11 protein-coding genes and 1 pseudogene are annotated in these 12408 nt (G+C 62.1%); 11 read left to right on the top strand and 1 reads right to left on the bottom strand.

All coding sequences use genetic code 11. The features are described from left to right. The first annotated feature begins 104 nt into the window (after window positions 1–104). The 10 genes and pseudogenes from CKO25_RS21780 to CKO25_RS05160 form a co-directional block, all read left to right on the top strand. Complete coding sequence (locus CKO25_RS21780) at window positions 105–1130, top strand: reverse transcriptase domain-containing protein (protein WP_338115068.1); 1026 nt, start codon at window positions 105–107, stop codon at window positions 1128–1130. Between the two features lie 274 nt (window positions 1131–1404). Beyond that, entirely contained in the window at window positions 1405–1650 is a 246-nt protein-coding gene (locus tag CKO25_RS05200) for a toxin-antitoxin system HicB family antitoxin (protein WP_200386857.1), read from the top strand. Between the two features lie 20 nt (window positions 1651–1670). Beyond that, on the top strand, window positions 1671–1931 hold the full coding sequence (locus CKO25_RS05195; RefSeq protein WP_200386856.1) for a type II toxin-antitoxin system Phd/YefM family antitoxin: 261 nt from the start codon (window positions 1671–1673) through the stop codon (window positions 1929–1931). A gap of 199 nt (window positions 1932–2130) precedes the next feature. After that, window positions 2131–2289 (top strand): hypothetical protein, encoded by a 159-nt coding sequence (locus CKO25_RS05190; RefSeq protein ID WP_200386855.1) that lies wholly within the window; start codon window positions 2131–2133, stop codon window positions 2287–2289. Between the two features lie 36 nt (window positions 2290–2325). Next, window positions 2326–2820 (top strand): restriction endonuclease subunit S domain-containing protein, encoded by a 495-nt coding sequence (locus CKO25_RS05185; RefSeq protein WP_200386854.1) that lies wholly within the window; start codon window positions 2326–2328, stop codon window positions 2818–2820. Between the two features lie 30 nt (window positions 2821–2850). Then, window positions 2851–3039, top strand: coding sequence for a restriction endonuclease subunit S domain-containing protein (locus tag CKO25_RS21045; RefSeq protein WP_242467421.1), 189 nt, complete (start codon window positions 2851–2853; stop codon window positions 3037–3039). Window positions 3040–3082: 43 nt separating this feature from the next. Further along, entirely contained in the window at window positions 3083–3352 is a 270-nt protein-coding gene (locus tag CKO25_RS05175; protein WP_200386876.1) for a type II toxin-antitoxin system Phd/YefM family antitoxin, read from the top strand. Beyond that, window positions 3349–3624 (top strand): type II toxin-antitoxin system RelE/ParE family toxin, encoded by a 276-nt coding sequence (locus CKO25_RS05170; RefSeq protein ID WP_200386853.1) that lies wholly within the window; start codon window positions 3349–3351, stop codon window positions 3622–3624. The genes CKO25_RS05175 and CKO25_RS05170 overlap by 4 nt, the downstream gene beginning before the upstream one ends. A gap of 3 nt (window positions 3625–3627) precedes the next feature. Beyond that, entirely contained in the window at window positions 3628–5469 is a 1842-nt protein-coding gene (locus CKO25_RS05165) for a DEAD/DEAH box helicase family protein (protein ID WP_200386852.1), read from the top strand. Between the two features lie 239 nt (window positions 5470–5708). Continuing rightward, a pseudogene (locus CKO25_RS05160) lies at window positions 5709–5819 on the top strand (transposase); the annotation flags it as partial. Between the two features lie 104 nt (window positions 5820–5923). Here CKO25_RS05160 and CKO25_RS05155 read toward each other — a convergent pair. Continuing rightward, window positions 5924–8095 (bottom strand): carbohydrate binding domain-containing protein, encoded by a 2172-nt coding sequence (locus CKO25_RS05155; RefSeq protein WP_200386851.1) that lies wholly within the window; start codon window positions 8093–8095, stop codon window positions 5924–5926. A 1102-nt stretch (window positions 8096–9197) separates the two neighbouring features. Between CKO25_RS05155 and CKO25_RS05150 the strand changes: the two genes are divergently transcribed. Then, the gene (locus CKO25_RS05150; RefSeq protein WP_242467420.1) at window positions 9198–12341 is read left to right on the top strand and encodes a DEAD/DEAH box helicase; all 3144 of its coding nucleotides are present in this window, start codon (window positions 9198–9200) and stop codon (window positions 12339–12341) included. Window positions 12342–12408: the final 67 nt, after the last annotated feature.

Genomic DNA, 12408 nt, shown 5'->3' with positions numbered 1-12408 from the left:
ATCGGATCAGCTTGCAGGACGATCAGGCCCGACGACTCCAGGCTTGGGTCGTCAACTCCTCGAGGATTGCCGCTCGGCGGCATTCCGAACATGCACTGTAGGAGGTGCAGTATGCAATCGCCGTCCCCACGGTGCAGGACCGGCTGATCCAGCAGGCCCTGCACCAAGTGCTGAGCGCGGCTTTCGATGGCGACATGAGCGAGCACAGCTGGGGTTTTCGCCCCGGACGCTCGGCCCATGACGCCGTCACGGCCGCACGCGGGTACGTGGCCGACGGCAAGGAATGGGTGGCGGATATTGATCTGGCGCGCTTTTTCGACCAGGTCAACCACGACCGCCTGATGCACCTGCTGGGACAGCGGATCAGCGACAAGCGGATCATGACGCTGATCGGGCGCTACCTGCGCGCACCGATGGACGAGGGCGATGGACGGCACAGTCGGCGCAGCCGCGGCACGCCGCAAGGCGGGCCGCTGTCGCCGCTGTTGGCCAACCTCTACCTTGACGTGCTGGACCGGGAGCTGGAGCAGCGGGGCCTGTCGTTCGTGCGCTACGCCGACGACATCGCCGTGTTCGTGGCCAGCGAACGGGCCGCCGAGCGGGTGCTGGAGCGCATGACGCGGTGGCTGCGCACGCACCTGGACTTGGACGTCAACGCCACCAAGAGTGGCGCACGCCGTACCGAGGAGAGCGCGCTGCTGGGCTTTCGCATCCACCCTGGTGGGCAGGTGAGTCCGGCGCCGAAGGCCATCGAGCGGTTTAAGGATCGGGTGCGCGAACTCTGGGACGCCCGGCAAAGCCTCACCAGCGAGCAACTGCGTGAACAGTGGCAACGCTATGTCACCGGATGGTGGAACTATTTCGGCTACGCCAACTGGCGCCGCGAGGTCCACGCCCTGTCGGGTTGGGTCAGGCGGCATATGCGCAAATACTTCTGGCTGCGCTGGCACGATCGCCACGGACGGTTCAACGCGCTGCGGCGCCTCGGCGTGCGCGGACGTGCGCTCGGGGTGGCCGGCTGTCGGCGCGGTGCCTGGTTCATGGCGCGTCATATCGTCATCAACCAAGCGTTGAAAACCGCAACACTGAATCGACGCGGATTCACTCTACCGTGGACGCTTGCGGGCTAAGCCCGCTGGGCTCAACCGCCGGATGCGGAAAACCGCATGTCCGGTGGTGTGGGAGGGCTGACGGGCGCAATCCCGTCAGCCCGACCCGATCGAAACCGGCTCCGCTGTAGGGTGGATAAGGCGCGCCGCTCGGTGTCGGGGACCTGGCACGGCGGTCGCGCGCGCCGCATCCACCAGGGGTCGCGCGCTGCCGCCCAAATTTGGAATTGCTGAACCTCTGGGCCGTTCAGCCGATCGCCCCTGCTGCATTGTTGAAGCACCTGGAGATATTCACTTGAGCACCCTGACCATCGATATCCCGGACAGCCTTGCCGGCCAGCTCAAAGAGGTCGCCGCAGATCGGGGCATCACCCTAGATCAGCTCATCTCTTCGGCGGCGGCCGAGAAGCTGAGCGCCCTCATGACCACCGAGTCCTTGCGCGACCGCGCTGCCCGCGCCGACCGGGCAGCCTTTGAGCGCTTTCTCGCGTCTTCCCCCGACGCCCGCCGTTGCCCGTCGACGAGCGTTGATCCGCCGTGATCTGCTGTCGGAGCATCGCCATGACGACTACCACGCTGAGCAGCCGCGCGTTCAGTCAAGACCCTGGCGCCGCCCGTAAGGCCGCCGAGTCCGGACCGGTGATCATCACGCACCGGGGCCAGCCCACTCATGTCCTGCTCAGCATCGCCGAATACCGACGGCTGACCGGCGCGCCCTGTAGTCTCGTGGACAGGCTCGCGATGCCCGCTGACGCCGAGGACATCGATTTCGATCCCCCGCGTCTGGACGGCGCGCTGGTCAGGGCGGCGGATCTCGACTGATGTATTTGCTCGATACGATGCTGGTGTCCGAGTTGCGCGAGGCGCGCACCGTGAGGGCTGCCCCCGGGGTTGTCGCTTGGGCCGCGAGCGTCATCAACCTGGACTCCAGTCACGGCTCACACGATCTTCAACCCGAACTGACGGCCCGTCCAACACCCTCGGGATGCGAATACGCACCGCCCATGACCGGAGACCAGCAATGCAGGTGACCGACAAGCTCAGAAGCCAGGCTGCAAAGGCCGTACGGGTCTCGATGCTGATTGAGGGCTACAAAGCGACCCGTTCCAAGCAGACGAAGGACGAGGCCAAACGGATCATGGATCGGCAGCGTGTCCAAGTGTCGGTTCCGGGAAAGTGACATCGATTTGGTGGGGTTGAGCAGGGAGGACAACAGGTGAGTTTTCCGCGCTATCCGGCTTACAAGGACTCGGGGGTGGAGTGGTTGGGGGAGGTGCCCGAGAAATGGGCGGTTTGCCGTCTAGGAAGCGGAAGTGAAAAGATCACAAACGGATACGTCGGTCCGACGCGTGATATCTTCGTTGATGACGGCATCAGGTATTTACAATCTCTACATATCAAGAACAACAAGATCTGCTTTGAGCCGCCTTATTTTGTCACGAAGGAGTGGAGCGAGAGTCACGCGAAGTCTATTTTGAGGGAGGGCGATGTCTTGCTCGTTCAGACCGGAGACATCGGCCAAGTCGCTGCAGTGCCAGCGGAGTTTATTGGCTGCAACTGTCACGCCCTCATCCTGCTTTCGCCAAAGCCGGGTTTGAGCGGAGCATGGATCGCGCTCGCCCTGAACTCCGACTACGGACGCCACAGCCTCCTCTCAATTCAGACCGGCGCGCTGCACCCGCACCTCAACTGCGGAAACGTGAAGGATTAGAAAATCCCTGTACCTCCGGAACACGAGCAGGTGGATATCATTCGGTGGCTGGTTGACGCCACAAACAGCGTCGATTCGCTGATCGAGGACGCCCAAGAAGCTATCGCTCTCCTCCAAGAACGCCGCACCGCCCTGATCTCCGCCGCCGTCACCGGCAAGATCGACGTGCGCGGCCTGGTGGCCATACCCGAGACCGACCTTGTCCGATCGTGCGGTTGACGGCATGATCCAGTGCACGACTCCCGTTCCGACCGAGACCGCCATGAGCACCATCAGCGCCAACGACCTCAAGACCAAGGGCATCGCCGCCATCGAAGCGGCCTTGGCGGGCCAACCCGAGGCGGTCGTCTCGGTGCGGGGCAAGGAACGGTTCGTGGTGATGGACCTCGACCACTACCGCTACCTCCGGGAATGCGAGCTGGAAGCCGCGCTGGCCCAGACCCGGGCGGACCTGGCCAGCGGGCGCTTCGTCGAAGAGTCGGCCGATGCGCACCTGCGGCGCATCTCGCCCCCGGCGGAGGGCGATGGGTGAGCTACCGCCTGGTCTTCACTGCGCGCTACGACAAGATCGAGGCCAAGTTCCTGCGCCGTCACCCGGAGCTGCGGCCGCTCTACGGCAAGGCATTGCGGCTGCTGGAGGCTAATCCGCATCACCCGTCGCTGCGCCTGCATCGCCTTGAGGGGCGTCTCCGCGATCTGCACTCGGCCTCCATCAACCTGTCCTACCGCATCACCCTGGAGCTGTTGGTCGAAGACCAACGGATCATCCTGGTCAACGTGGGCGACCACGAAACGGTGTACTGAGCCATGGTCACTCACCATGAGATCGCCTTCGAGAACGACATCTGTGACCACCTGAGCCTTCACGGATGGCTCTACGATGGCCCGCAGGATCACCAGCACTACGATCGTAAACGCGCTCTGTATCCCGCCGACCTCGTCGCCTGGGTAACGGCGAGCCAGCCCGAGTCATGGGAGTCCCTGGAGAAGCGCTATGGTGTCGCGGCAGCTAATACCCTGCTGACGCGCGTGCGCACCGAGATCGACGCCCGCGGCACCCTGGATGTCCTGCGCAACGGCGTCTCGATCCTGGGGGTGAAGAAGCCGATCGCGCTCGCTCAGTTCAAGCCGGCCTTCGGGGTGAATCCCGAGCTGCAGGCCCGCTACGCCGCCAACCTCCTTAGGGTGGTGCGGCAACTGCGTTACTCCGTCCATCACGAGAACAGCCTCGACCTGGGACTCTTCCTGAACGGCGTCCCGGTCGCGACCGCTGAACTCAAGACCGACTTCACCCAGTCGGTCGAGGACGCGGTGGATCAGTACCGCTTCGACCGGAACCCCAAGCCGAAGGGCCGCGATGGCAGCGGGACCAAGGCCGAGCCCCTGCTGTCCTTCCCCAACGGTGCCCTGATCCACTTCGCGCTCAGCAACTCCCGCGTGCGCATGACCACGCGCCTGGCCGGTCTCGAGACACACTTCCTGCCATTCGACAGGGGCGACGGGGGTGCCGCGGGGAATCCGGTGAACCCGACCGGCCACCGCACCGCCTATCTCTGGGAGGAGGTCTGGCAGCGGGATTCCTGGCTGGAGATCCTCGGGCGCTATGTCATTGCTCGGCGGAACGCCAAGAAGCAGATCGAGTCGGTCATCTTCCCGCGTTATCACCAGCTCGATGCGACCCGCGCATTGGTCGCCGCGGTCTTGGCCGAGGGCGTGGGCGGGCGCTATCTGATCCAGCACTCGGCCGGGTCGGGTAAGACCAACACCATCGCCTGGACCGCCCACTTCTTCGCGGATCTCCACGATGCGAACGACCGCAAGGTCTTCGATTCGGTGATCGTGGTCTCCGACCGCACGGTGCTCGATGCCCAGCTCCAGGAGGCGATCTTCGACTTCCAGCGCACCACTGGCGTGGTGGCGGTCATCACCGACAAGCAGGGCAGTAAGAGCAGCGCCCTGGCGGAGGCGCTGGCGGCGGGCAAGAAGATCATCGTCTGCACCCTCCAGACCTTTCCATTCGCACTCGCGGCGGTGCGCGAACTGGCGGCCACCCAAGGCAAGCGCTTCGCGGTGATCGCCGACGAGGCGCACAGATCGCAGAGTGGCGAGGCGGCGTCCAAGCTCAAGGAGGTGCTCTCCGCCGAGGAGATCGCGGAGCTGGCCGACGGCGGCGAGCTGAGCAGCGAGGATATCCTGGCCGCCCAGATGGCGGCCCGCGCGAGCGATACCGGCATCACCTTCGTGGCCTTGACCGCGACGCCCAAGGCGAAGACGCTCGAACTCTTCGGCCGCCGGCCGGACCCGAGCACGCCCGCCGGCAAGGACAGTCTGCCGCAAGCCTTCCATGTCTACTCCATGCGCCAGGCGATCGAGGAAGGCTTCATCCTCGACGTGTTGCGCAACTACACCCCCTACAGCCTGGCCTTCAAGCTCGCCACCGGCGCGAAGGAACTGGACGGGCAGGCGGTCGAGCGCGCCGCGGCCATGCAGGGCCTGATGCGCTGGGTGCGCCTGCATCCCTACAACATCGCTCAGAAGGTGCAGGTGGTGGTGGAGCACTACTGGTCGGTCGTGGCCCCGCTGCTCGACGGCCAAGCCAAGGCCATGGTGGTGCTCGGCAGCCGCGTGGAGGCGGTGCGGGTGCGATGAGGATCGTTGGATCCCGACCCCGAACGCGTCCTACCCTCAATGCTCTGGCCCCATCGAGAAAATTGAGAAGTGACTGCCTGACTAGTTAAGTTTCTATTATTAAATAACTTTTAGTCATAAATAAAACGGGTAATTCCCCCGGCTCTGCCGGGCTGACAGTAGCCGTTTGACATTTCCGGGAGTCCATCGGGGACACTCCGACGCGTGAGCCGCCAAGCACATGCGTGAGGAGAGTCCCGATGGACGAGTTTGAGAGCCTAAGCCACTCCAAATGGGAGTGCAAATATCATGTTGTTTTTATAACGAAATATCGCCGACGTGTGCTCTACGGGCAACTGCGGTCGAACCTCTTTGCACAGCACAACGCCGAGCAACGTTATCTCAACGTTGCTCGGCGACTTTAGACCAACATGCTGAGGTGTTGCTGCCTCGTCGAAACGAGGCAGCCCTTCTTCTACTGAACGATCTCAAGAGTGCTCGGACTCGGCAGGGCCATGCCATAAACCGCCAGGATAGGCTCCTGATCGACGGACAGAGATCCACTCGACCCTGCTGTCACGGAGCCGTCGAGACGCCGAATCTCCTGCACACTCTGCGTTGTCGTGATGGTTTGCGGGGAGGTCGACGTCGTCCAAGCGATCATCCCGCGTTGCCCATCCGGTAGATTTAAGTCGAGGCGGAAGGTGTTGGTTTGTCGATCCTTGTTGTAGCTGGTCACGGTCGAGCCGGCGAGCCATTCACGAACGACCTGATACGCACGTCCGCCTGCACTGAGTGATGCAAATGTACCCGGATCAGAGACTAAAGGAAGTCGTGACATCGATGGATCATTTTCCCAGAAATACCACCCTGAGGTTTCCAATCCAGCAAGCCATGTCAGCAGATAATACCGAGCGACATAGGAGCGCATCTGTGCCGGCGTTAAAGAAGCGCCTTGAGGGATGGTGACTGCTCCCTCCGTATTGTAGATCGGCATGTGTGCGAGGCCGGCTTTTGCCATGAGACTCCTTACGGTCGTAGGGAAAACAAAGGCATTTTCCAACTGATCGCTTGAAGCGTACAGGTGAATCGATACCGCGTCTGCGTACTGCCCGCCACCCATCGCGAGGTACTCCTCTAAGCGATGTAGGCCAGTGACCGTAACATTAGGGGTAAGTATAACTGCATTCGGATCTTTTGCTGAAACCACCTCTTTCAATATTATCGCCATTTCTAGCATTTGCTGTTGTGTGCCTGACCAGAAGTAATGGTAGTTATACTCGTTCCATGCCTCATAATAATCGATGTGTTGTCCGTGACGATCAACAACGGCCGTCACAAAGTCACGCCAATCACTCATATTCAAAGGTGGTCGAGAGATTCCTTGTTGACCATTCGCCCAAGCTGGGACACGCCCGAATGTGTATACAATTTTACTGTCTGGAAGCGCTTGTTTGATACGCTGGATATACATATCAAAACGTAACCAATCGTATACTCCCTTTTCTTTTTCGACACCGAGCCAATCAGTCCCAGTATCCCAGAGTCGTATCATTCCAGGACTAACGTTCGTCAAGGTTGGCCACATGTCAACGACATGGCCCCGATTCATGTGCATCCCGAAGAGCGATGACGGAATGGCGCGAGTCGTATCGACGCGGAAGGGATCTGCGCCACCTTGACCTGATGTTTGAATCAGTGACACGTCATCAATGAACACATCGATATTCAACTGTGTCAGGCCAAATTCGATCCGTGCTGAGTTATCCTCCAATGGTGCAACATCGAAGGTGTACTGCTTCCAGGTTTTTCCGACTTTCGCCGTCTGCTGTCCCCACACTGTCCAATGTGGACTATTTTTACGGACGATGATGGCGACCGTGGTTGCTTTGCTGGCTTTCAGCCAAACCGAGGCCTGATAGGTCTCCCCGCCTTTCAGTTCGACGCTCTGCCTGAGAATGACTTTCGTTGGATCCTGGACCACACGAACTCGGACACTTTGGCCGGTTCCGTCACGACCTGGCGTTGCCATCGCGGCTTGCATGCTGCCGCCCCACGCGTTGATATTCCAAGGAGCGAGCGATGCCGATTCGAAGCCTGGATTCAGGAGGCGATTGCCTGTTAATTGCTCGAGGATGATGTCATCAAATTGAACGTGAACCCCGGCCTCCAGCAGTTGGATTTCGAAACGAGCGGCATTGTCTTCACTTGGCGCAACATCGAAACTCACGAACGCCCATTCAGTACCAATTTGAGCGGTCTGTTGGCCCCACACCGTCCAGTGTGGACTGTTCTTGCGGACACGTAGTACGACGGAGGTCTCTCGATCCGCTTTAACCCATGCGGTAGCGCGATAGAGTTCACCACCACGCAAATCGACACTTTGACGGAGAATAACGGCTTCGGGATTCGCGGAAACATGGAGCCGGGCGCTTTGGCCGCCAACGCGCCCGGGGCTTACGATCTGTGCCTGCATCTGTCCGCCCCAAGCATTCACGTTCCAAGGGGCGAGTGTCGCGGCCTCGAAGTTAGAGTTGACGAGAAGATTATGGGTGCCCTGGCCCTGTGCAACGGAGGTGAACAGGACGAGGAATCCGATTACGACCCAATGCCAGGTCGGGTTGCGCCAACGGGGTTGGTCAGACATGGTAGTTTCCCTTAAGGTCAATTTCTGTGAAACACATCAGACAAAGCCAGTGCACGCGTCTCGGATAACAGGGGAAGACAATCCAGAATCTTCGCATCGCATTCACGAGGAGCAAGGCCAGTGAATCGTCTGGGCGGGTTGCAAGTCCGATCAATTGCTGCGTCAACGTACACCCTTATCACAACAAAACTGGCAACGGCATGTGAGTGGGGGGGCCGTCCCCTCCTGGCAGAGGCATCAGATCCCAGTCTGCCCTCTGAGGTGCTTGCCTAGGATCTCGGCCTCGGGATGGCACAGTCCGCTGAACGCGGTTCCAGATTCCAGGATATCAGGTCGGCATGCCTTGACGACCTCGTCCGCAAGAGCAGATGACCGAGGGGGTGATCGAGCCCACCGATCGCAAACTATTGTCTAACTTGCGGCTGAGTCTGATCCAGGTCAACCGCCTGCTCGCAGACCCCTTTGGGTTTAAGTATGGTGTGGGGGGTGGAAGGGAATCTGTGACGGACTTCACAAATTGCGAGGATGTTGGCCTCGGCAATTCCCATCTTGACCCGGGCTCGGCTCGCTCGATTGGCGCGATGCTGCTGTGCTTGATGCCGAGCCCGAACGCGTCTTCCCGCGTTTGGGCTACGGTATCGAGACGCAACCGGCTGCTCGCTGGAGTTCAGCCCACACCGTGCGTGCTTGGCTGGAGATTCCATCGTTTTGCTCAATCCTGAACGGGTATGATCCTAATGGATATTCAATGAAAAAGATAGACTTGCAGGATTCCGGTTGATCCCGTCGAGCCCTGTACGCGGGGAGTCTGGACGGATCATTGTTGCAACCAGGGATTCGCACCATCGGAGGATCTAAGGTGTTGAGAAGACACGAGGTGTTCGCATTTCTTTCGCGTCGATCGTCACAATGTCTATCCGTTGCCCGAGATTCTGTTGTTGGTGTTCTGTGCGGCGCTGTTCGAAGCTTCAACGCCTGATCGAGGGTATAGACTAGACGATCAACAACCGATTCTCGTCCCAATCAGCTGATGCAGCACTCCGCTCATGACACCGCATCGACCCCAGGAGGTGGCCACTCCGCGCCGCTTGGAGATCCCTTCTTGCTCGATACCGAGCAGATCGAGGCCTTGGCATCCTCTGCCGTCGTGCGTCTGGGGCTTCGCTACGCCAGCGAGTATCGCGTGGTCGCACTCGAGCGTATGGAGGCTGGGCTCTATGCTCGGGTCGAGGATGGCGAGACCGAGGAGAAGCTCGCGCTTGAGATCGTCCGTCATCGCGACGGTCGGTTGCTGGCGGCTTGCGAGTGTGATGAGGCCACGCTTGACACCTTGTGCGTGCATGCCATCGCTGCCTTGTTCGCCTATTCCAAGGGCCAGGGACACGAGCCGATCGATCCGTCGTGTCGCGCCGATGCGCGGCGCGCGGCACTCGAGGAGCGACTCGCCAGGGCTCGTGCGGAGGTGCGTGTCGATCCGCTGTCCGAATCCGCCAGCGCCTCTGGTTTCGGCCTCTGGCGTGCGCGTTCCTTGCAGTCGGCGACGCACTATTCGAGCGACTATCGGGTGCATATCCGCTTTCTGACCCGTCGTGCCAATCACTGCACCTGCCCGGATTTCGCCACCAACGAACTCGGCACCTGTAAGCATGTCGAGGCGGTGTTGCACCATCTCCGCAAACGCCGCGATTTCAAGCAGATCAGCCAGATGCCATCGCCACGTGGCGCCGTCGTGCTCGACTGGGAGGCCGACCCCGCCCCCCTCCTGCGGCTGCATCGCGGTGCCGAGATGAGCATCGACCTGCAGCCCCTGCTCCATGAGCACTTCGACGCCGACGGGCGTTTTCGACTCCGCTTGCCGGACGACTTCCTGCGTTTCGTGGATCTGGTCGCGGGTCATCCCGACCTCGATATCGGCGACGACGCGCTCGCCTATGCGCGTCGATTGGCCGAGGATGGCGCGCGGGCGATCCGCGCCGCGGAGATCGGCGAACGCATCCGTGCAGGCGGCGGCCGTCTGCCTGGTGTCCAGGCCAAGTTGTATCCCTATCAGACCGAAGGGGTCGCCTTCCTAGCCGGCCGTGGACGCGCCTTGCTGGCCGATGACATGGGGCTTGGCAAGACGCTCCAGGGGATCGCCGCGGCCTACTGGCTCCACCTCCACGAAGGTGTCGAGCGGGTGCTGGTGATCTGCCCCGCGTCGCTCAAGCGGCAATGGGCGCGTGAGATCGAGCGCTTCACTGGCGCGTGCGCGCAGGTGATCGAGGGGCCGGCGGCGGCGCGCGGCGTGCAGTACCGCAAGGGCACCGGCTTCTATGTCGTCAACTATGAGCTGGTGATGCGCGACCTTGCGGTCATCAACAGCGAATTGCGCCCGGATCTGATGATCCTGGACGAGGCCCAGCGCATCAAGAACTGGCGTACCAAGATCGCGAGCACCGTCAAGCAGATCGGCTCGCGCTACGCCTTCGTGCTGACGGGCACGCCGCTCGAGAATCGGCTGGAGGATCTCTACAGCCTGATGCAAGTGATCAACGCGCGGGTGCTCGGGCCGCTCTGGCGCTACATGGTGGATTTCCACATCACCGATGAGCGCGGCAAGGTGCTCGGCTATCGCAATCTGTCGGAGCTGCGTCGGCGTCTTGCGCCGGTGATGCTGCGTCGCGATCGCAGTCTGGTGCGCGATCAATTGCCCGAGCGTATCGTCACCCGCATCGACGCGCCGCTCTCGCCAGCGCAACAACAGATCCACGATGATGCCTTGCAAGCCGCCGCCTCGCTCGCTCAGATCAGCACTCGGCGCCCACTGACGCCGAGTGAGCAGAACCGCATGATGGCGGCGCTGCAACGCGCGCGCATGGCCTGCAATGCCGCGGCTCTGGTCGATCCGAGCATGGCCGAGAGCCATCCGTCCAGTGCGCCGAAGCTCGACGAGCTCGAGACCATCCTCGACGAGGTGTGCACACTCTCCGGGCTCAAGGTCGTGGTCTTCTCCCAGTGGGCGATGATGACCGAGCTCGTCGAGCAGCGCGTCCGACGCCTCGGGCTCGGCAGCGTGCGACTGCACGGCGGCATCCCGAGTGCCCATCGCGGTGCGTTGATCGACCGTTTTCGCGCGGATGATGCGGTGCAGGTTTTCATCTCCACCGATGCCGGCGGGGTCGGCCTGAACTTGCAGAACGCATCGGTCCTGATCAATCTCGACATCCCCTGGAACCCGGCGGTCCTCGATCAACGGATTGCCCGCGTGCATCGTCTCGGCCAGCGCCAGAAGGTCCAGGCAATCCTGATGGTGGCGCCCGACTCCTATGAGGAGCGCGTCCTGACGCTGGTGCAAGGCAAACGCGAGTTGTTCAACAACGTCGTCGACGCTGATGCGAGCGAGGACGTGGTCAGCGTCTCCAAGCGTCTCGCCGAGATCCTGGCCGAGGATCTGGCCGCCCGTGCCGAACCCGTCGCGGCAGCGGAGACGCCAGCTGTTGCCAAGGATCTCGCGGGGACCAGGATCGACCCTGATGCCGGAGCCGCTCCCGTCTCACTGGCCCCCGACCCGGTCGGTGCGACAGCGGGGCGCGCCGACGTGGCGCCGACCGTGCCGGACCTCGACGACGCGGTGCGTGAGTGCGTGATCGGCCTACAACAGGCGTTCGGTCAGCGCATCACGCGCGTCTTGGGCCAACGTCGCCGCGGCGAGGATGGGGGACTGGGCGGACTGCTGGTCGTCATGGACCGGGTCGAGGAGAGTGACGACGCCGTTGCCAGCCGTCTGTCGAGTCGGGTGCCGATCGCGCTCATCGACCGGCGGACGCTCGACGCTTTGAGCCGACTCGGCGGCGTCTCGCCGCTCGCCGACGCTGATGCGCTATACGACCAGGTGGAGGAGGGCGCGGACGTCTCCGCACCGAGCGAGGCACCGTTGATGCGCAAGGCGCGCGATGGCCTGGGCGCCGCGAGGCTCCTGATCCAGCAGGGCTGTCCGGGTCCGGCGCTGGATCTCATCGTCGCGGCACTGCTGTCCACCGCGGCCTGTCGTGCCGGGCTCGCGCATCCCCCGAGTCCCGCGCAAGCCGCGGTCTGGCTCTATGGCGAGGCCTTGCCCGCTGGCCTGTTGGAGCCGTCGGAAGGTGCCCTGCTGATGCGCGCGATCGGTTTAGCCCAAGCCCGCGATGCGGTACCCGAATCGATGCTCCAGGGCCTAGCCGAGGATGCCGCCGGCTTTCTGGACGCGGCCAGGTCGTGGCGGTTGTAGATCGGCGCCGCGCGGAGTCGGTCGATGAGCTGCTCAAGTACGCCTGGTCCCATGGCCCATCGCGGCA

It is taken from the genome of Thiocapsa imhoffii, assembly GCF_016583985.1.
Taxonomy (GTDB): Bacteria; Pseudomonadota; Gammaproteobacteria; order Chromatiales; family Chromatiaceae; genus Thiocapsa; species Thiocapsa imhoffii.
The sequence above is the reverse complement of the archived record's forward strand: the minus strand, read 5'-3'. Positions and strand labels throughout refer to the sequence as shown.